We start from the raw sequence: 18,284 nt of genomic DNA, 5'->3' as shown, positions 1-18,284 counted from the left end.
CCAGAAAGGACTATCGGTGAAGGGGGAACCGCCATGGCGCGCACGACCGGCACGAGAGGGGGGTGGGGGAGGGCGGCCACCCTCGCGGTGACCGTGGTCTGCCTGGCGTACGCGCCGATCGCCATGACCGAACTCTGGCCGTACGCGCGACCGGGAGCGCCCGCCGTCGGCGAGTGGCTGCTCGGCCGGTCCGTCTCCCCGGAGTTCGTCGCCGAGGCCGTGCGCGACCGGATGGGACCGTACGGCCGCAGCCTGGTTCCCCTGATCGTGCACTCGGTCCTCGGCGGCCTCCTCATGCTGCTCGGCCCCGTGCAGCTGCTCTCCGCGGTCCGGCGCCGCATCCGGCTGCACCGGATCACCGGCACCGTCTTCGCCGTCACGGTGTACGTGTCGATGGCGGGCGCCGCCCTCTATCTGGTGCGCACCCCGCCCGCGGAGGCCTTCAGCGGCGCCGCGTTCTGGATCGTGCTCGCCACGATCCTGGTCGGCACCGTCGGCAGCGTGACTTTCGGGATCCTCGCCGCCGTCCGCGGCTTCCCGGACCTCCACCAGCGCTGGCTGCTGCTCTGCTACGGCTTCCTGATGACCGCCCCGCTGCTGCGGCTCGAATGGGGACTCCTGCCCGCGCTCTACCCCGGGCTCGACCTGCGCGACATCAACCGCGTCGCGATCATGCACCTCGGCGCGCTCGTCTCCTTCGGCGCGCTGCTCGCCTCCCGCGCCCTCGACCGGCGCGCCACCGCCCCCGGCCTGACCGGCACCTGGTGCCCGCTGCCGGTGCGGGTGGCCGCCCATCTCGCGGGCGCGGCGGGCCTGGTGTGGATCACGGTGGCGTTCCTCGACCAGGGAACCGCCGGGCGGCGCCTGCTCCTCGCGTACCTCGTCCCGTACGCCGTGACGTACGCCGTCATCGCCGTCCGGGCGGCCCGCGCCGGGTCCCGGGGCGCGGACTGGGCGCGCGAGGAGTGGTCGCTGCACCTCGCCGCCCTCTGCCTGGCCCCCGCCTTCTCGGCGTTGACCGTGCCCGTACTGGAACGGACCCTGGGCCTCGACCGGATGACGGCGCTCGTCGCGGGCGTCGGCATCGGCTGCGGCATCCTCGCCTACGCGGCCGTCACCGTGGTGAGCCTGCGGATCCTGTACGCCCGCGAAGTCCTCAAGCGGCAGCGGGAGTTCGCGGACCTGCCGACGGCTCCGGCGCAGGCCGAGCCCGCCCTGGAAGGAGGCCGGGGATGAGCACCGCAACCCCCGAAGGCCGCGCGCTCTCGCCCGCCGTCGTGGTCCTGAGCGGCGTCGTCGGCGGCATCAGCGCCGCCGTCGGCACCCTGCTCGCCGTGGCGGGCCTCACCGGGCACGCGGCCGGCGCCTGGGTGTCGCCCGAGGCGCTCAGCCCCGGTCTCGTCGGGGCGGCCATGGCGGGCGTGGCGCCCGCACTGTTCACCGTCGGCCGGGCCCGCGTCTGGGAGGAGGTCCGGTGCCTGGTGCTGCCGCTCGCGATCGTCCTCGTCGGTCTCTTCACGGTGACCCTGCTGAACGCCGGAAGCCTCCAGGCCGTACGCGGCGGCCCGCTGTTCCTCGCCCTGTTCAGCCTCGGCTGGGTCGCCGTCCTCGGCGTCCTCGCCCTCGCCGCCGTGGGCTGCCTGGCGGCGCAGTACCGCAGACGGCCCGCCGGCGCGGAGTCGGCGGACCGGCGCCCGGTGGCCCCGCTGCCCGCCTGGTCGAAACCGCCGCTCGCCGTGCTCGGCTCGGGCTGGCTCGGTATCGGCGCGGGCCTGCTGTTCTTCCCGGCGTTCTGGGGCGCCCTGCTCCCGTGGACGGTGAACCGCGCCGACGCGCAGGGCCTCGGCGTGTGGGCGCTCGCGCTCGGCGTCGGCGTCCTCGGCTCCCTGGTGGAGGACGACCTGGCCCGTATCCGCCCCGCGCTCAGGGTCGTCCCCGTGGTGGCCCTGGCCCTCGCCGTGGTCCTCGCCGCCCGCGCCGGCACGGTCGACTGGGCCTCGGGCCCGGGAGCCGCGCTCGTCACCCTGGTCGCCGGACTGTTCGCCACGGGCGCCTCGGGCCACTGGCTGCTGACCCGAGCCGTCCGGCGCGGCGGGGACGGAGAGCTCTAGCCGACGGACTGGTGGGACTTCCACTCGTGGGCGAGCTGACCGAGCAGGACCTCGTCGAGGAACTCGCCGAGGACCCAGGCCGAGGAGCGCAGCACGCCCTCGCGCACGAAGCCGTTGCGCTCGGCGGAGCGCAGCATCGCGTGGTTGTCCTCGAGCGTCTCGATCTGCAGCCGGTGCAGCATTCGGAGACCCGCACGGTCGCTCACGGCCGCCAGCGGGGTGCCTCGTCGTCGGGGGTGTCCGGGCTCGCGAAGTGGAAGGGCACGGCGAGGTGTTCGGCCAGGGCCCGGCCGGCCGCGGCGGCGGCCGTGGCCTCCGGGTGGCGCGCCTGCTCGCCCCGCGCGTCGCCCAGGTACCGTACGGCCGTCTCCCGGTAGATCGTGGCGAGGTGATGCTGCCCCGCGGGCTCGGCGCTGATCGCCAGGAGGATCACGAACCAGTCGTGCACGGTGTCGCCGTCCCAGATCGCCTCGATCGCGACCACGGATCCCGGGCAGCCGGAGGCCCGCGCGGCCAGGGACTCCAGGTCGAGCGGGCTCAGCGGGGTGCGCGCGATCCGGTCGCCGTGGTGGAGATACCGCTCGTGGACCACCGTCTCCGCCTCGTGGAGCCCCAGACCGCGGCCCCGGCAGGTCTCCCAGACGGTACGCACCGCGCGCAACCGGGCGTCCTGGAGGACGTACCCGTCGACCTCGGCGCGGATGCCCTCCGGCAGCAGCGCCCACCACGCGGACGGCGTCGACTCGGTCATGCGGACCTCCCCCTGGTTCCCTGGTCGGTGAGCATACCCGCAGGTCCGGGGCGTTCGAGCCTCGTTGGGGCGCGGTCGAAATCCCGTGGCGGGCAAGGCCGGTGGGAGTGATGATGGCCGGATGACCGAGCGCGCGCAGCCCGTGGATGCCCTGATCGTCGTCGATGTGCAGTCGGCCTTCGTCACCGGCGAAGGGGCCGTGCCCGACGCCGCACGGCTCGTCGACCGGACGACCGACCTGATCGCCCGGGCCCGGCGGGACGGGGCGTTCATCGCCCACCTGCAGAACGACGGGCCGCCCGGTGCCGAGGACGAACCGCACACGCCCGGCTGGGAACTCCACCACCCCGTGACGCCCGGTCCCACCGAGGTGGTGATCCGCAAGCCGCACGACGACGGCTTCGAGGAGACCGCCCTGGGCGTGGCGCTCGGCGAGGCGGGGGTGCGGGCGATCGCCGTCTGCGGGGTGATGTCGGAGATGTGCGTGCAGGCCACGGCCCGTACGGCCCTGGAGCTCGGCTACCGGGTCGTCGTCCCGCACGACGCCCACGCCACCCAGGACATCCCGGCGGCGCCGGGCATCAGCGAGACCGTCCCGGCCGCGACGGTCTCCCGCGTCGCGGCGTACGCCCTGGGCAGCGACGCGGAGACCACCGTCCCGACCGCCGAGGTCACGTTCACGGCCCCCGGGGCGCCCTGAGGCCGCCGCCCGGCGACCAGAAAGTCTCGCGGCCTCCGTGTGCTGCGTACGGGAACTGCGGAATCCGTGAATTGCATAATTCTGCAATTACATACATCCTGGACCCGCTGCGCCCGCAGGTAGCCGCGGGCGCAGCACCCCGCCCACCCCGCCCGGAGGAGGTCCCGTGCCGGTCCCGCTGTACCAGGCCAAGGCCGAGTTCTTCCGGATGCTGGGACACCCCGTCCGCATCCGGGTCCTCGAGCTGCTCCAGGACGGCCCGATGCCGGTGCGCGAGCTGCTCGCGCGGATCGAGGTCGAGCCCTCGGCGCTCTCCCAGCAGCTCGCCGTGCTGCGCCGGTCCGGGATCGTGACGTCCACCCGCGAGGGATCGACCGTCGTCTACACGCTCGCGGGTGGTGACGTCGCCCAGCTGATGCAGGCCGCCCGGCGGATCCTCACCGAGATGCTCGCCGGGCAGGGCCAGCTCCTCGCCGAACTCCGCGAGAGCGAGAGTGCGAGCGAGACCGGTGTGGGCGTGGCCCGGTGACAAAGGTCCTGGCCCGCGCCTGGGGCCGGGTCCGCGCCCTGCTGCCCGTCCGCGCCGACCTCGTCGCCATGACCCGCACCCCGCGACGCGACCTGGTCGCCGGGCTGACCGTCGCCGTCGTCGCACTCCCGCTCGCGCTCGGCTTCGGGGTCTCCTCGGGCCTGGGCGCCGAGGCGGGGCTCGTGACGGCCGTCGTGGCCGGGGCGCTCGCCGCGCTCTTCGGCGGCTCGAACCTCCAGGTCTCCGGGCCCACCGGCGCCATGACGGTGGTCCTCGTCCCGATCGTGGCCGCGTACGGCCCCGCCGGCGTCCTCACCGTCGGCCTGCTCGCCGGCCTCATGCTCATCGCGCTCGCCCTGGCCCGCGCCGGACGCGCCATGCGATACGTCCCCGCCCCCGTGGTGGAGGGTTTCACCCTGGGCATCGCCTGCGTGATCTTCCTCCAGCAGGTGCCGAACGCCCTCGGCGTCGCCAAGCCCGAGGGCGAACGCGTCCTCGCCGTCGCCTGGCGTGCCGTGGAGGCCTTCGCCGCCGCCCCGAACTGGACCGCGCTCGGACTCTCCGCGGGCGTCGCGGCGGTCATGCTGGCCGGCGCGCGACTCCGGCCCGGCCTGCCGTTCTCCATCCTCGCGGTGATCGCCGCGACCCTCGTCGTCCGGCTCCTCGACCTGCGGGACGCCACCCCCATCGGGGACCTCCCCGCCGGTCTCCCCGCTCCCTCCCTCGCCTTCCTCGACCTCTCCGCGCTGTCCTCGCTGCTCGCCCCCGCCGTCGCGGTGGCCGCGCTCGCCGCGCTCGAATCCCTCCTCTCCGCCACGGTCGCCGACGGCATGACGGTGGGCCAACAGCACGACCCGGACCGGGAACTGTTCGGCCAGGGCGTCGCCAACCTGGCCGCGCCCCTGTTCGGCGGCGTACCGGCGACCGCCGCCATCGCCCGTACGGCGGTGAACGTGCGGACCGGCGCCGCCTCCCGGCTCGCCGCGCTCACCCACGCCGCCGTCCTCGCGCTGGTCGTCCTCGCCGCCGCGCCGCTCGTCTCCGAGATCCCGCTCGCGGCGCTCGCCGGGGTCCTGCTCGCCACCGCGATCCGGATGGTCGAGGTCGGCTCGCTGCGCGCGATGGCCCGGGCCACCCGCTCCGACGGCGCCGTCCTCGTCCTCACGGCCGTCGCCACGCTCGCCCTCGACCTCGTGTACGCGGTGATCATCGGCCTGGTCGTCGCGGGCGCCCTCGCCCTGCGCGCCGTCGCCCGGCAGGCCCGGCTCGACCGGGTGGACCTGCGGTCCGAACTGCCGGGCGAGCACGGAGACGAGGAACACGCCCTGCTCGCGGAGCACATCGTCGCGTACCGCGTCGACGGGCCGCTGTTCTTCGCCGCGGCCCACCGCTTCCTCCTGGAACTGTCGGAGGTGTCGGACGTCCGGGTCGTGGTCCTGCGCCTGTCCCGGGTCACGACCATCGACGCCACGGGCGCCCTCGTCCTGAAGGACGTCGTGGAACGGCTCGAACGCCGCGGCGTCGCCGTGCTCGTCTCCGGGGTGCGGGACGGCCAGCGGCGGACCCTCGACTCGGTGGGCGCCCTGGACGTCCCGCGCCGCGCCGGACACGAGTACGTCACGACCCGCGAGGCGATCGCCGGGGCGCGCGCCCATCTCCAGCGCGCCGGTCTGCTGCCCGCCCGCGCTTCCGCCGCGACCCCCGTACGAGAGGGATGACGACGCACATGACCATCGAATGGCGCTACACCGTCAAGCAGGAGCTCGGGGTGCTGTCCCTGGCCGGGTTCCTCGGGGCCGACGCCGTGGGCCGGTTCACCGGGGCCGTGGGCTGGGCGGTCGCGCGCGGCACCGGACCGGTCGTCCTCGACCTCACCCGGCTGCGCGGCTGGTCGGTGGGCGGACAGCTCGCCGTCGCCGAGGCGGCCGTACGGCTGCGGGCCGTCGGCCGGAGTCTCGAACTGGCCGCGATCCCCGCCGACGGCTCCCTCGTGCCCGCGGGCGACGAGCCCGCCGTGCCCGTCCACCGCGACCTGGCCGCCGCGCTCGCCGCCCACCGGGGCGCGGGCACCGAACAGCGCGCCTGGCACAGCGACGCCTGGCCGAGCACCTGACCCGAGGGTTTCCCTCCGCCCGGGTTCGTCCCACCTGCCCCGAGGGGCGAGGATGGGGGCATGGTGCGGAATGCTGGGTCGACGCGAGGCGCGGGGTGGGTGCGATGAGTACGCCGCTCTACCAACTGAAGGCGGAGTTCTTCAAGACGCTGGGACATCCCGTCCGCATCCGCGTTTTGGAGCTGCTGAGCGAGCGCGAGCACGGGGTCGCCGAGATGCTGCGCGACACCGGCGTCGAAGCGGCGTACCTCTCCCAGCAGTTGGCCGTGCTGCGCCGGGCCAACCTGGTCGTCGCCCGGCGCGAGGGCGTGGCCGTCTACTACGCGCTGACGAGCCCGCAGGTCGCGGAGCTGCTGCGGGTCGCCCGTACCATCCTCTCCGGCGTGCTCGCGGGCCAGGCGGAACTCCTCGCCGACCTCCGGTCGGCCGGCCCGGCCCGCACGTCGGAGGACGCCGCTCGGTGACTACCCCGTGGTGTCAGTCCTCGGACTCCGGCTGGATGCCCGCGAGGAGGTTGAAGGCGCCCGTCAGGAGGTTGAGGGTGACCACGCCGACCACCTCGGCGATCACCCGGTCGCTCCAGCCGTGCGCCCGTACCTCGGCGACGTCCTCGTCGGAGAGCGCGCCCGGTTCGGCGAGGACCCGTAGGGCGAGGCCGATGAGGGCGGCCTCGCGCGGGTCGGTCGACGTGCCCTGACGGGCGAGTTCGATGTCGGTCTCGGTCAGTCCCGCCGCGCGGCCGGCCGCGCGGTGCGCCTCGCGGCAGGTGCCGCAGCCGATCCACTCCTGGACGGCGAGCGACAGCTTCTCGCTCAGGGCGCGCGGGATCTTCACCCGTTTCATGGCGCGCGACAGGCTGAGGTAGCCGTCGAGCAGCGCGGGTGAGTGCGCCATCGTGGACACCATCTCGCCGACGGAACCGTGCCGTTCGACGATGTCGGTGAGCAGTTCGCCTGCGCGGCCGGGTGCCTGCTCGGGGGCGAGCGCGGTCAGTCTTCTCGTCGTCATGGAACCCCTCCGGATCACTCTGCATACCCTCGGGGGGTATAACGCGGGAGGGTGGGGAGAGGTTCCCGAGCCGCCCGGGGCACGCGTGTCAGGGCGACAACGTCAGCCGCGCCGGGCCGTGGAAGACCCAGTCCGGCGCGTACTCCACCTCCACCGCCGGCCGGGCGCCGCGGCCGAGCGCGGGCAGCCGGTCCAGGAGGACGCCGAGCCCGATCTCCGCCTCCGCGCGGGCCAGCGCCGCGCCCACGCAGTAGTGGATGCCCAGACCGAAGGCGCAGTGCCGCCCGCCGTCCCGGTGGATGTCGAGCCGGTCGGGGTCGGGGAACCGCGCCGGGTCCCGGTGCGCCGAGCCCAGGACGAGCAGCAGCCGGTCGCCCCGGCGTACGGCCCGGCCCGCCAGCTCGGCGTCCCGGTGCGCCCACCGGGTGACCATCTGGACCGGCGGGTCGTGGCGCAGGAACTCGTCCACCGCCCGGGGCAACAGACCGGGGTCCGCGCGGAGTTCGTCCCGTACCTCCGGATGGGCGAGGAGCGCGAGCACCGCCTTGCCGATCAGCCCCGTCGTCGTCTCGTGCCCCGCCGTCAGCAGATGCACACAGGTCGCCGTCAGCGCCGTCGTCCCCAGGGCCGGGTCCGCCGCCCCGGCCCGGGCCAGGGCGGACAGCAGGTCCCCGCGGTCCTCCGTACGCCGTGCGGCCAGCTCCCTCCCGAAGTACGCGTCCAGCTCCACCGCCGCCCGGTCGGCCCGGTCGAGGGCCGCCGGCGAGCGGTCGCCCCGCGTCCCGCCGGCCCGCTGGAGGGCGAGCGCCTCCGCCCGGAACCACGGCCACCGCGCCCCCTCCACCCCCAGCAGCCCCGCGACGACGAGCAGCGGATACGGCGCGGCGAACCCCTCGACGAGCTCCAGCGTGCGCCGCCCCGCCAGCGGCCCGGCGAGCTGCTCGGCGATCTCCCGTACGCGCGGCCGCAGGGCCCCGACGGCGCTCGTGCCCAACGGCGGGGCCACCAGGGCGCGCAGCCGGGTGTGCCGGGGCGGGTCGAGGAAGACGAGCCAGTTCCCGACGATCCGCCGCAGCGTCGCGTACCCCTCGGGCACCGGCGCCGCGCGCGCGGCCGACGGATCCGTCCGCCCGAAGCCCCGGTCGGTCAGGACCCGCGCCACCTCCGCGTGCCCGAACAGATACCAGGTCGTCGGGCCGGACCCCGGGCGCACCGCGTGCACCGGGTCCGTCTCCCGGTAGCGCCGGTAGACGGGGTACGGATCGGCGAGGTCGAGCCGCGCAGGAGCGAACTCCTCCGGAGGCCCGATGCCCCCCGGGGGCCTGCTCATGTCCCCGCCCCGCGCACCAGGTCCGCGAGCCGCCCGGGATCGGCCGGCGGTGCCGTCCCGCGCCAGGCCACGTGACCGTCGGGCCGTACGAGGACGAACGGCACCCCGTACCGCCGTGCCACCTCCTCGTCGCGGCAGCGCACCACACCGAGCGGGACCCGGCGCCCGGCGAACGCGCGGACCAGCCCGTCCGGCGTGCCCGAGAGGCCGAGGCACAGCAGGACGAACCCCGGTCCGAACAGGTCGAGGGTCGACCGGCCCGGCCCGAGCGGGACGTGCGGCGCCCGCGCCCCCGGGAGGGCCGTACGGTTCCACCACGGCTCCCCGCCGGGCTCGGGATCCGCGCCGCCGGCCGTCTCCGTCTTCCCGTCCGCGATCACCGGCGAGGCGTACCGGTACGCGAAGTGGGCTTCGGGCGCGTCGAATTCGCGGCCAGGACCGGACGCGGCGATCTCCCGGCCGAGCGCGGCGCGGGCCCGTTCCCCCTCGGGCGTCGCCTCGCACAAGGCGGCGGAGAGGTGCCGGTCGACGGTCCGCCGCAGGTTGCGGTGGCTCTCCTCCAGGCTGCCGACGGCCACCGGGCGCCGTTCGCTCTCGTACGAGTCGAGGAGTGCGGGACCGGCCCAGCCGGCCAGCTCCGCCGCCAGCTTCCACCCCAGGTCCGCCGCGTCGCCCACCCCCGCGGCCAGCCCGAGCCCGCCCGAGGGCGAGAGGGTGTGCGCGGCGTCCCCGGCGAGCAGCACCCGCCCGTCGCGGTAGCGCGAGGCCACCCGGTGGGTCAGGTGCCAGACGCCGTCCGACACCACCTCGACCGGCACCCGGGGCGGCAGGACCCGCCGGAGGAGGTCCAGGGCGTCGGCGGGCCCGGCGGGGCCGGTCAGCCGGTACAGGCCGCGGCCGTCCATCGCCCGCAGCGGGTAGCGCAGCCCGCCGGGTTCGGTGACGAAGTGGACGAGCGCCGCGCGCGGGCCGAGGAAGCCCGCGAGACCGGGCGCCCTGAAGAGGATGTTGCGCAGGGCGCGGGCCGCGTGCCGCTCGGGCGCGTCGATCCCGCAGGCCTTGCGGACGTGCGACGAGGCCCCGTCGCAGCCCACCAGGTACCGGGCGTGCACCACGCTCCGTAACCCTGCGGCGTCCTCGGTCACCCCGCTCACCCGGTCGGCGCGCTGCTCGAACCCGACGAGCCGGGTGCCGAGCCGGACCGGGCCCGCCGGAGCCGTACAGAGCCGCGCGGTGAGGAGCGGCACGAGCCAGTGCTGCGGGCAGATCGCCTCGGGCTCCGGCGTGTACGGGGGAAGGGGCCGGTCGCCCGCCGTGCCGCGCCGCAGCCGGTGGAGCTCGTGACCGCCGACCGAGGTCACCCACGCGATGTCCAGGGTGTGCTCGGCCGGCCAGCCCCCGCCCCGGATCGCGTCGGCGACCCCCCAGCGCCGGAAGGCCTCCATCGCGCGCGGTCCGACCGTGGAGAACTTCGGGTGCGCGTCCCGGCCGTCCCCGGCCTCCACGAGGACGAAGTCCACGCCCCGATGGGCGAGATCGAGCGCCAGCGCGAGGCCGACCGGCCCGCCGCCCACGATCAGCACCTCGGTCTCCAGGGCCCGCTGTCCGTTCGTCACGGCCTCAGTTCCTCCCTCGTGCTCGAAGCCCCTCGTGCTCGAACCGCTCCGCGTACCAGGCCATCAGCTCCGGCACCCGGTCCGGCACGCCCTCGCAGGCGCGGGCCATCGCCGCGAGATGCCGGAAGCGCATCGCGAAACCGCGCCGGGCCACATCGGGACGCGCGAGGTACACCGGCGGCTCCTCCAGTTCGAAGGACGGCCCCGCCGTCCGCCCCCGCCACCCCGACTCCAGCGGCATCAGCTGCTCGGCGAGCGGGCGCATCATCCCCGTCATCACGTCGATGGCGGCGTTCATCAGCTTCGAGCGCCGCAGACTCGCGTCCGGGCTCTCCCCGAAGTGCTGGACGATCAGCTGGAGCATCATGAAGTAGCAGCGGTTGAAGAGCCGCATCACCTCGCGCGCGTGCGGATCGCTCACCGCCGCCCGTCCGGGACGGCCCGGGTCGAGCGTCGGATTGCGCAGCGAGGGGTACGCCGGCTGCCACGGCGTCCCCGCCCCGTGCGGGCCGTCGGCGCGTTCCGTCATCAGCAGGTCCGCGAGCCGGACGAAGGTCTCGTGGTGGGACTCCGTACCGGCCTTCTCCGCGTCCAGGACACCGCCCTCGCCCTGCTCGGTCACGAAGTCGACGGCGAACAGCGCGCTCGCCAGGTCGTCCACCTCCAACTGGTAGTCCGGATGCAGGGCGTTGACCGTCTCGCCGACGAACAGGTGGTGCTCGCCGCCGCCGCGCCCCCGCTCCACGAGGAACAGGTCGGGGACCCGGGTCAGGCCCTCCCGGATGCCCGCGTACAGCTCGCTCGGCGAACCGAACGGGCTGTGCCCGTCGGCGGCCCCCGTACCTCCCGCGAGGCGCTCGGGCCGCTCGATCGCGATGAACCGCTGGAGACTGCCCAGGTGCAGCGGCTCCAGCGCGAAGTCCAGCGGCAGCGGCAGCCGGCCCGGCGTGCCGAAGTCGATCTCCGGGACGTGGAACGGCTCGCCCATCGCCATCAGGATGTTGTTGACGACCAGGAAGTGGATCATCTCCTCCCGGGCCACGTCGAAGAGGCTGTCCCGCACCCCCTTGGCCAGGGTCTCCCCGCCGTCCCCGCACGCGAGCCGCAGCTGGCGCGGCGTCCACACCCCGCTGCGCACGTACGCGAACCCCGTGCCGTGCGTGGGCACCGAGTACCCCGCGTACAGGTACTGGAGGGAGGTCGCGAGCTCGACGGTGACGGCCTGCCAGAGCGCCGCCCGCAGCTGCGCCCGCGTGGTGATCTGCGGGTACGCGCGGACCGGCGACGGGACCGCCGCGGGAGGCACGGCCGCCGCCGCGCTCCGCGCCCGCAGGTACGCGAGCAGGAGGCGCGCCTTCGGCAGGGACAGGTCGCGGGTCGGCGGCATGTAGTACGTGCGGTCCTTGTTGGCCGGATCGCACATCTGCCAGATGAGCTTCGCGTACGTCTCGACCTTGCAGCGGTCCGCGAGGCTGAACACCTCGTCGCGCATGAACGGGAACAGCTGCTCGTAGTACGCGAACACCTCGCGGTGCAGCAGGTCGAAGGTCACGTCCCGCTGCAGGACGGCGTCCAGATGCCAGTCGTCGGGCAGGACCCGCACCGCCGCCGAACCCGCCCACGGCCAGAACCCCAGGGCGTCCTCGTGGTCGTAGCAGGCCCAGGCCGAGCCGGGGGCCGCCGGATCGACCGGCGGCACTTCCTCGGGACCGGCCGCGAGCAGCAGCCTGGCCGTGCCGGCCCGTGCCCCGGAGACCGTGAACCAGCCGCGCCCGCGCGCGTCCGTCGCGAGCCGGCAGGAGGCGTCCGCGCCCTCCGGCTTCTCCCCGGCGACCCGGCCCGCCCGGAGCCGAACGATCTCCACGTCCCCGCAGCGGGCGTCCGGAGCCGAGGCCGCCGGGTCGAGGGGCAGGGCGCGGGGGTTGGGGTACTGACGGACGACGACCGCGTCGAGAGCCGCCGGCCTGCCCCGTACGAAGGTACGGACCGGGACCTCCACCGCATGCTCGTCGCCCCGCTCCGGGTCCGGGTGCTCCAGGATCAGGCAGGCCTCGTCGGTCAGGACGAGCTCCTCGCGCTCCCGCAGCAGCACGGTGCCGCTTCCGCCCGGGGCCACCACGACCAGCCCCTCCGACCCGGCCCTCCGCACCCCCTCCGCCGACGCCGCCGGCACGGTCGTCACCGCGCCGCCGGGGATCCCGTCCGGCAACACGGCGACAGGCAGGTCCGAGCGGGCCGTCCGCAGCTCGACGGGCCCTGAACCAGTGCTTGCGAAAGGCGAGTTGAAAGACACCTCCGTCGGGGACACCCGTACCGCGCACGGCCCCGTGCGGCTGCCCGCCCCGTACGGGGCGAGCAGCCGGCCCGCCGGGTGCGTGCGCGGCTCGTCCGGGTGCCAGGGCGCGACGACACCCCGCAGGGACCACCGCCCGGGCGCGTCCTCCCCGGCCCCGGGGGACTCCTCCAGGGTGAACTGGACGAGCAGACCGCCGCCTCCGGGCGCCTCCGCCGCCGCCCTCAGGGCGCGGACGGCGGGGGAGTCCGCCGAGCCCGCCGGCCAGTCGAGCCCCTCGCCGGCCTCGACCACGCACTGGTGGAGCGTGCGGCGCACCGGGGAGAAGCCGTGCCAGCGGGGCGGCATGAAGCCGGTCAGGTCCCCGGCGCACACATAACCCGTGTCGTGCGAGCGCCCGTCACGGCCGAAGGCGAACCGGCCGCCCATCAGCGTCGTGGTCCACGCGGACGCGGGGTCGACGTCGAAGACCCGGGCCCGGTTCACCGTCGTCCCCAGGTACGGGTTGTAGTGCCCCCACAGGTCGACGGCCCGCCCCACCACCGGGTCCGAGGCCTCCACGGCTCCGGCCGTCCGCTGCACCCCGGTCACCCGGGCCTCCACGACGAGATGGCCGTTCCCCGAGAAGTGCCCGCCGCACGCCCCCTGTCCGGCCAGGTGCGCGTGGTACTCCCCGGCGGGCCCGTCCACCCCGAACGGGACCGGCGCGCCGCCCTCCGTGGCCCGCAGCGCGGTGTTCCCCGCCAGGTCCACCAGACCGCCGCGCGGGCCCGTGGGGAGCAGGGTCAGGGCCGTACCGGCGAAGTACAGCCGGGGGAGGTCGAACACGCTCATGCCGCCGCCCCCAGTCCGGCCCGCGGCGCCACGCCCCGGCCCGGCGCGTGCCTCGCGATGAGGGACACGGCCTCCAGGGCCGACTCCACCGCGCCCTCGATCCAGGCCGGTTCGGTCGCGCAGTGCTCCCCGGCGAAGAACATCCGGTGCTGCGGCCGCACGGCCCGCCGCCGCTGCTCCTCGCAGGCGGCCGCCGACCGCCCCCAGCGGATGGTGCAGCCGCCCGCCGTCCAGGGATGCTCGCCCCAGGCCAGGCTGGCGACACCCCGCACCATCCCGGGCCGCAGCAGCTGCGGATGCAGCCGCCCCAGCTCCCCGACCACCGTCCGGTGCCGCAGCGCGGGGGACATCCGGCCCAGGTGCTCGGCGTCCTCGCCGATCGTGTAGCTCGCGAGCAGCGCCGCGCCCCGCGCCGGATCCGCCGTCCCCACGGGTTCCGCCGGCGGGTAGTACGTCTGCCGGATGCGGCCCCCGCTGAACGAGGCGCCGCCCCGGATGCCCTCGCGCTCCCAGAACGGCTCGCGGCAGTGCACCGCCACCTTGGTCGCCGGGCAGTAGTCCACCTCCCGCACCACCGCGAGCTTGTCCTCGTCGAAGCCGGTCAGGGTCATCCCGCGCAGTACGGAGAACGGCACCGTGCACAGCACGTAGTCGCACCGCCGGACAGCGGCCGGCGCCCCGCCGCCACCGAGCCGCACGCGCACGTGGTCGGCGGCCACCTCGAAGCCCGACACCCGCTGGCCCAGCCAGATCGGCCCCCGGATCCGCGCGGCGAGCCGCTGGACGAGCTGGTCCATGCCACAGGCCAGCCGGACCAGTTCGGGGCTCGTCTCGGTGAGGATGTCGTCGAGGAAGCCGTTGAGCCGCGAGCCGCAGCCCGCCCGGATCCCCGGGTGCGCCGCGAACAGCCCGTGCACGTCGATCCGGTCCTTGGCGTGGCCGAGCAGATACGGGGAGAGGTCGACGTCCTCGACGGGGTCGAGCAGGTCCCGGGCCAGGTCGGCACGGAGCCCGGACCGCAGCCCCGGCGGTGCGACGGCGTCGACGACGGCCGTCAGCCACGCGCCGAACACCACGGTCTCCTCGCGGTAGCGGTGACCCGGCAGCGAGGCCAGGACATCGGCGATCAGCGCCCGGGGCGCGTCCCGGAGCCGTACGGGTCCGGTGCTCGTCGCGAGGTACGCGTTCTCCTCGGCGAGCAGGGTGGTGAACGGCCGGACCTGATCGCCGAGGCCGAGGTGCTCGACGTAGTGCATCGTCCGGCGGTGCCCGGTGGGGATCCGCATCGCGCCGAGCTCCACGAACGGCGCGCCCTCCGCCGGGCCGAAACGATGGGTGCGGACGCGGCCGCCGAGCCGCCGGCTGCCTTCCAGGACCTCGGTCCGGAAGCCGAGCCGCTCCAGCTCGTAGGCGGCGACGAGGCCGGCCATGCCCGCGCCGACGACGGTGACCGTGCTGTTGGCGCGGGTGCGCCGCCGGGCGCGCGGCACAGGACGGGGCTGCACGGCGGTGGTGGTCTGCATGACGGTCCGACTCCCCATCGGTTCAGTGCGCACGGTGTGGGCGGATCTGCCGGGGCCCCGGGGCGGCTCCGCGGCGGTCGGGGGCGAGCGCCGCGAGGTAGTCGCGGAGCAGGGCGGTGCGGGCGAGAGGGGCGACGAGTCCCACGTATCCGTCGGGCCGGACGAGACACAGGTCGTCCGGGTGGCACAGCCGTCCGGCCTCGATGCGGTCCCGGGGCGTCACGGGCAGGATCCGGACCGGCACGGGAAACCGGAGGCAGGTCGCGCACAGGGCGTCGAGCAGCCCGGGTTCCGCCCGCACGGCGTGCAGGAGCAGCGTCCACCGCTCGTACGCGAGGAGGGTGTGCAGCCGACAGGCGACGGGACTTCCGGCGGTGGTCACCCTCGCGTCCGGCACGCGGTCGCCCGCGCGCGGGCCGCGCCGGCGATGCCCGGCGGGGTGGTGCCAGGAGAGGGCGCCGCCCCGGTGGTTGCGGCGCAGGTCGCTCAGGCGCAGGTCGAGCCGGCGCTGGAAGCCGCGCCGGGCCAGCGCCGCGGGCACGGTGGCCGTGAACGCCCGGTGGCCCAGCGGCGGCAGCGGCAGCTCCATGACGTTGAACCGCATCTCGCGGATGTACCGCACCGCCATCCGCCGCTGCTCCTCGCCGTACGTGTCCAGGAGCCGCTCGTCCGCCTGCCCCCGGTGCACGGCGGCCAGCTTCCAGGCGAGGTTGTGGGCGCCGAGGATGCCGATGTTCATGCCGTGGCCGCCGACCGGCGCCCAGGCGTGCGCCGCGTCCCCGGCGAGCAGTCCGCGGCCGTGGCGGAGCCGGGCGGCGACCCGGTCGCTGAACCGGGCCCGGTTCAGCCAGAGCGGCTCCGTCGTGTCCAGACGGAGGCCGGGCATCCGGGCGGTGTCGGCGACCAGGTCGCGCAGTTCGGCCACGGTGGGCGCGGGGGTCAGGCCGGGGTCGGGATCGTCGCGGAAGCAGAAGAAGCGGAAACCGCCGCCGGGCAGCGGGAAGACCAGCAGCGAGCGGTGCGGGGCCAGGAAGATGTGCCCGCGTCCTGGCCGCTCGCCGAGCGGCCAGGTGGGGCGGGCGTTGCCCTGGACGACCTGGAGGCCGGTGCGGCGACGGCCCTCGAAGGCGATGCCGAGCCGGTCCCTGACGACGCTCGCCGTGCCCTCGCAGCCGACGATCCAGGGCGCGGCCGCGGACTCGACGCCGCCGTCCCCGTGGCGCAGCGTGAACGCGGCCCGGTCCTCGTGGAGTTCGACGTCGGTCACCTCGGTGTCCCACTCGACGCGAGTGCCGAGCCGGGCGAGTTCCTCGCAGAGGAGCCGTTCGATGTCGTGCTGTTCGATGTTGAGCGGGCGGGCGTGGGCGGAGAGTGCCCAGCCGGTGGTGAGTTCGCCGAGGAACCGGTCGCGCGCGTGGATCGTGACCGCGTCCAGCTCCACCCCGTGACTCCGCAGCAGCCCACCGACCCCCAGGGCGTCGAGCGCCTCACGGGCCCGCGCCCAGAGGACCAGGGCGCGGGCCTCGTGCTTGGCGGCCGGCGCCTTGTCGACGATCCGTACCCGCAGCCCCAGCCGGCGCAGGGCGATCGCGAGCGTCAGTCCGACCGGTCCGGCCCCGACGACGCACACGTCCACGTCCTTGCCTGTGTCCACTCGGCCCCCGCTTTCCGCTCGCCGCTCCCTGGTGATCAGAGTGCGGGCGGAAGATCGGCTTCGACAGGGCGTGCGGCGGGGCGCTGGAGTCACTGCGACCAGGCAGGATGACTACCTGTGCATCATCTGGTCCGTTTGGGTGACGAGAGGTGGAATTCGGTCGTCCGCGGGGTCGCGGAGGGAGTGTTTGGCGCGTTCGTCACTTTTCCGCGCAGGATCGCTCGCTTTCCGAGCGGGTTCACGCGCTCCTGGCACACGCCCGGTCGCCGGCCGACCGCTTCCGGAACGCCTTCGCGCCCTCGCCCGGTGGCCAGTTCACGACAGCGCGGACGCACCGCCTCGCGTCCGGGCGAAGCGCCCCGGGGTGGTGCCCACGATCCGCTTGAACGAGCGGTTCAGATGCGACTGGTCGTAGAAGCCGGTCGCGGCCGCCACCTCGACCGGCGGCTGCCCGTCCAGCAGCAGCCGCCGCGCCCAGTCGATCCGCCGGGCCGTCAGGTACTGGTGCGGTGCGATGCCGAAGGCCCCGCTGAACGCCCGTACGAGATGCGCCGGATGGGCGTGCAGCAGCAGGGCGGCCTCGTCGAGCGTCACGCCCTCGACCAGGCGCGCGTCCAGGAGCTCCCGCAGGCCGTGCGCCACCCCGGCATCGGCCGCACGCGCGGGCGTGATCAACCGGGGCCGCAAATGGCCGCGCAGCCGCTCGCCGATGAGGGCGAGACGGCTCTGCGCCTCCAGCTCGTCACCCGGCTCCGCGAGCGCGGTGTGCAACTGCCCGACGCGCCGCCGCAGCAGCGGGTCGACCAGATCGGGCGCGTCGACCGCGGGACCGATGAAGCTCTCGTCCAGCTGCGTCAGATCCAGGTACAGGACCCGCTTGCGGAAGCCGTCCGAGGTGGCGGGCGAGCCGTTGTGCGGGACCTGCGGCGGAAGCAGGGACACCGTGTCGCCCGGAGTGCCGCGCTCGTGCCGGTCGAGGTCGTACCGGACCGCGCCGTCGTCCACGATGAGCAGCGTCCACACGTCGTGCACGTGCATCGGGTACGCGTGCTCGGTGAACCGGGCGTGGAACACCTCCACGACACCCGGCACGCGCGGGCGCCACGCCGAGACCTCCTGACGGGTCGCCGTGTGGGCCACCATGCAAGAAATGTACAAGACCGCGCCGAGGGGCCGGCGGCAGTCTCGGAGCATGACGACGACCGACCACACCCCCGTACGTTTCGACACCAAGATCGCCGTGCTGCTGCGCGAGGACCTGGAGACCTGGCAGCGGCTGAACGTCACCGCGTTCCTGGTCAGCGGCCTCGGCACGGAGCTCCCCGAGGTGATCGGCGAACGGTACGCCGACGCGGACGACACCCCGTACCTGCCGATGTTCCGCCAGCCCGTCCTGGTCTTCGAGGGGACCAAGGAGACGCTGACCGCCGCGCACGGCCGGGCCCTCTCCCGAGGGCTGCCCCGCGCCGTGTTCACGACGGACCTCTTCACCACCGGCAACGACGGGGACAACCGCGCGGCCGTACGGGCCGTGGGCGCGGGACAGCTCGATCTTGCGGGGATCGCCGTGTACGGGCCGCGCAACGCCGTGGACAAGGTGCTCAAGGGCGCCAGGATGCATCCCTGAGCGGCCGGCCGGCGCTTGGGGCCGTCACCCGGCCGCGCGCCGCGCGCACTCCAGGAGCCACGGCGCGGGCCATCACGGAACAGACCCGCGCCTTCAAGGACCTCGCCACCGGCTGAGGCCGATGTCGGTGGCGTGCCGTACAACTGGGAGCGGGGGCAGGAGCAGGACAGGGGGACGGTGACATGGACGCTTTCG

Annotated in this window: 16 protein-coding genes and 1 pseudogene; 8 read left to right on the top strand and 9 right to left on the bottom strand. The window is 75.0% G+C overall.

The genetic code is table 11. The annotated features are described in order from the left end of the window. Positions 1-33 precede the first annotated feature (33 nt). Together ACWGN5_RS02205 and ACWGN5_RS02200 are read left to right on the top strand one after the other, a co-directional pair. Positions 34-1,236 carry a DUF2306 domain-containing protein gene (locus ACWGN5_RS02205; protein ID WP_453510704.1) on the top strand — a complete coding sequence of 401 codons (1,203 nt, stop codon included), beginning with the start codon at positions 34-36 and terminating at the stop codon, positions 1,234-1,236. Further along, the gene (locus ACWGN5_RS02200; RefSeq protein ID WP_453510703.1) at positions 1,233-2,111 is read left to right on the top strand and encodes a hypothetical protein; all 879 of its coding nucleotides are present in this window, start codon (positions 1,233-1,235) and stop codon (positions 2,109-2,111) included. The genes ACWGN5_RS02205 and ACWGN5_RS02200 overlap by 4 nt, the downstream gene beginning before the upstream one ends. Here the strand turns inward: ACWGN5_RS02200 and ACWGN5_RS02195 are convergent. Together ACWGN5_RS02195 and ACWGN5_RS02190 are read right to left on the bottom strand one after the other, a co-directional pair. Further along, a pseudogene (locus tag ACWGN5_RS02195) lies at positions 2,108-2,299 on the bottom strand (GNAT family N-acetyltransferase); the annotation flags it as partial. The gene ACWGN5_RS02200 and the pseudogene ACWGN5_RS02195 sit on opposite strands and share 4 nt — an antisense overlap. 14 nt (positions 2,300-2,313) lie before the next feature. Continuing rightward, a complete protein-coding gene (locus ACWGN5_RS02190; RefSeq protein ID WP_453510702.1) occupies positions 2,314-2,862 on the bottom strand; it encodes a hypothetical protein in 549 nt (182 codons plus the stop codon). 121 nt (positions 2,863-2,983) lie between these two features. Between ACWGN5_RS02190 and ACWGN5_RS02185 the strand changes: the two genes are divergently transcribed. From ACWGN5_RS02185 to ACWGN5_RS02165, 5 genes are all read left to right on the top strand, one after another. Continuing rightward, positions 2,984-3,562: an isochorismatase family protein gene (locus ACWGN5_RS02185; RefSeq protein WP_453510701.1), complete on the top strand. Its 579-nt coding sequence runs from the start codon at positions 2,984-2,986 to the stop codon at positions 3,560-3,562. A 166-nt stretch (positions 3,563-3,728) separates the two neighbouring features. Further along, positions 3,729-4,091, top strand: a complete 363-nt coding sequence (locus tag ACWGN5_RS02180) for an ArsR/SmtB family transcription factor (protein ID WP_453510700.1) — start codon at positions 3,729-3,731, stop codon at positions 4,089-4,091. After that, a complete protein-coding gene (locus ACWGN5_RS02175; protein WP_453510699.1) occupies positions 4,088-5,809 on the top strand; it encodes a SulP family inorganic anion transporter in 1,722 nt (573 codons plus the stop codon). The genes ACWGN5_RS02180 and ACWGN5_RS02175 overlap by 4 nt, the downstream gene beginning before the upstream one ends. A gap of 8 nt (positions 5,810-5,817) precedes the next feature. Beyond that, entirely contained in the window at positions 5,818-6,204 is a 387-nt protein-coding gene (locus ACWGN5_RS02170) for an anti-sigma factor antagonist (protein ID WP_453510698.1), read from the top strand. 104 nt (positions 6,205-6,308) lie between these two features. After that, complete coding sequence (locus tag ACWGN5_RS02165) at positions 6,309-6,668, top strand: ArsR/SmtB family transcription factor (protein ID WP_453510697.1); 360 nt, start codon at positions 6,309-6,311, stop codon at positions 6,666-6,668. A 13-nt stretch (positions 6,669-6,681) separates the two neighbouring features. Here the strand turns inward: ACWGN5_RS02165 and ACWGN5_RS02160 are convergent, their stop codons facing one another. The 7 genes from ACWGN5_RS02160 to ACWGN5_RS02130 form a co-directional block, all read right to left on the bottom strand. Continuing rightward, positions 6,682-7,212 carry a carboxymuconolactone decarboxylase family protein gene (locus ACWGN5_RS02160; RefSeq protein WP_453510696.1) on the bottom strand — a complete coding sequence of 177 codons (531 nt, stop codon included), beginning with the start codon at positions 7,210-7,212 and terminating at the stop codon, positions 6,682-6,684. 88 nt (positions 7,213-7,300) lie between these two features. Further along, positions 7,301-8,542: a cytochrome P450 gene (locus ACWGN5_RS02155; RefSeq protein WP_453510695.1), complete on the bottom strand. Its 1,242-nt coding sequence runs from the start codon at positions 8,540-8,542 to the stop codon at positions 7,301-7,303. Next, entirely contained in the window at positions 8,539-10,158 is a 1,620-nt protein-coding gene (locus ACWGN5_RS02150; RefSeq protein WP_453510694.1) for an FAD-dependent monooxygenase, read from the bottom strand. Before ACWGN5_RS02150 ends, ACWGN5_RS02155 begins: the two co-directional genes overlap by 4 nt. A 4-nt stretch (positions 10,159-10,162) precedes the next feature. Then, positions 10,163-13,285, bottom strand: coding sequence for a ferritin-like domain-containing protein (locus ACWGN5_RS02145; RefSeq protein WP_453510693.1), 3,123 nt, complete (start codon positions 13,283-13,285; stop codon positions 10,163-10,165). Then, positions 13,282-14,808: a flavin monoamine oxidase family protein gene (locus ACWGN5_RS02140; protein WP_453510692.1), complete on the bottom strand. Its 1,527-nt coding sequence runs from the start codon at positions 14,806-14,808 to the stop codon at positions 13,282-13,284. The genes ACWGN5_RS02145 and ACWGN5_RS02140 overlap by 4 nt, the downstream gene beginning before the upstream one ends. Positions 14,809-14,830: 22 nt before the next feature. Then, positions 14,831-16,462, bottom strand: a complete 1,632-nt coding sequence (locus tag ACWGN5_RS02135; protein WP_453510691.1) for an FAD-dependent monooxygenase — start codon at positions 16,460-16,462, stop codon at positions 14,831-14,833. 315 nt (positions 16,463-16,777) lie between these two features. Beyond that, entirely contained in the window at positions 16,778-17,605 is an 828-nt protein-coding gene (locus ACWGN5_RS02130) for a helix-turn-helix domain-containing protein (protein ID WP_453510690.1), read from the bottom strand. Between ACWGN5_RS02130 and ACWGN5_RS02125 the strand changes: the two genes are divergently transcribed. Further along, positions 17,604-18,089, top strand: coding sequence for a DUF2000 family protein (locus ACWGN5_RS02125; protein ID WP_453510689.1), 486 nt, complete (start codon positions 17,604-17,606; stop codon positions 18,087-18,089). The two genes, ACWGN5_RS02130 and ACWGN5_RS02125, sit on opposite strands and share 2 nt — an antisense overlap. Positions 18,090-18,284: the final 195 nt, after the last annotated feature.

The organism is Streptomyces sp. NPDC055815, from assembly GCF_053616475.1.
This window is presented reverse-complemented; position numbering and strand designations above follow the sequence as displayed.

What these genes read in the sequence shown, in the direction of transcription:
- ACWGN5_RS02205 (WP_453510704.1), top strand. Translation starts at nt 34, where the DNA reads ATGGCGCGCACGACCGGCACGAGAGGGGGGTGGGGGAGGGCGGCCACC.
- ACWGN5_RS02200 (WP_453510703.1), top strand. Translation starts at nt 1,233, where the DNA reads ATGAGCACCGCAACCCCCGAAGGCCGCGCGCTCTCGCCCGCCGTCGTG.
- ACWGN5_RS02190 (WP_453510702.1), bottom strand. Translation starts at nt 2,862, where the DNA reads ATGACCGAGTCGACGCCGTCCGCGTGGTGGGCGCTGCTGCCGGAGGGC.
- ACWGN5_RS02185 (WP_453510701.1), top strand. Translation starts at nt 2,984, where the DNA reads ATGACCGAGCGCGCGCAGCCCGTGGATGCCCTGATCGTCGTCGATGTG.
- ACWGN5_RS02170 (WP_453510698.1), top strand. Translation starts at nt 5,818, where the DNA reads ATGACCATCGAATGGCGCTACACCGTCAAGCAGGAGCTCGGGGTGCTG.
- ACWGN5_RS02165 (WP_453510697.1), top strand. Translation starts at nt 6,309, where the DNA reads ATGAGTACGCCGCTCTACCAACTGAAGGCGGAGTTCTTCAAGACGCTG.
- ACWGN5_RS02160 (WP_453510696.1), bottom strand. Translation starts at nt 7,212, where the DNA reads ATGACGACGAGAAGACTGACCGCGCTCGCCCCCGAGCAGGCACCCGGC.
- ACWGN5_RS02155 (WP_453510695.1), bottom strand. Translation starts at nt 8,542, where the DNA reads ATGAGCAGGCCCCCGGGGGGCATCGGGCCTCCGGAGGAGTTCGCTCCT.
- ACWGN5_RS02145 (WP_453510693.1), bottom strand. Translation starts at nt 13,285, where the DNA reads ATGAGCGTGTTCGACCTCCCCCGGCTGTACTTCGCCGGTACGGCCCTG.
- ACWGN5_RS02140 (WP_453510692.1), bottom strand. Translation starts at nt 14,808, where the DNA reads ATGCAGACCACCACCGCCGTGCAGCCCCGTCCTGTGCCGCGCGCCCGG.
- ACWGN5_RS02125 (WP_453510689.1), top strand. Translation starts at nt 17,604, where the DNA reads ATGCAAGAAATGTACAAGACCGCGCCGAGGGGCCGGCGGCAGTCTCGG.
- ACWGN5_RS02130 (WP_453510690.1), bottom strand. Translation starts at nt 17,605, where the DNA reads ATGGTGGCCCACACGGCGACCCGTCAGGAGGTCTCGGCGTGGCGCCCG.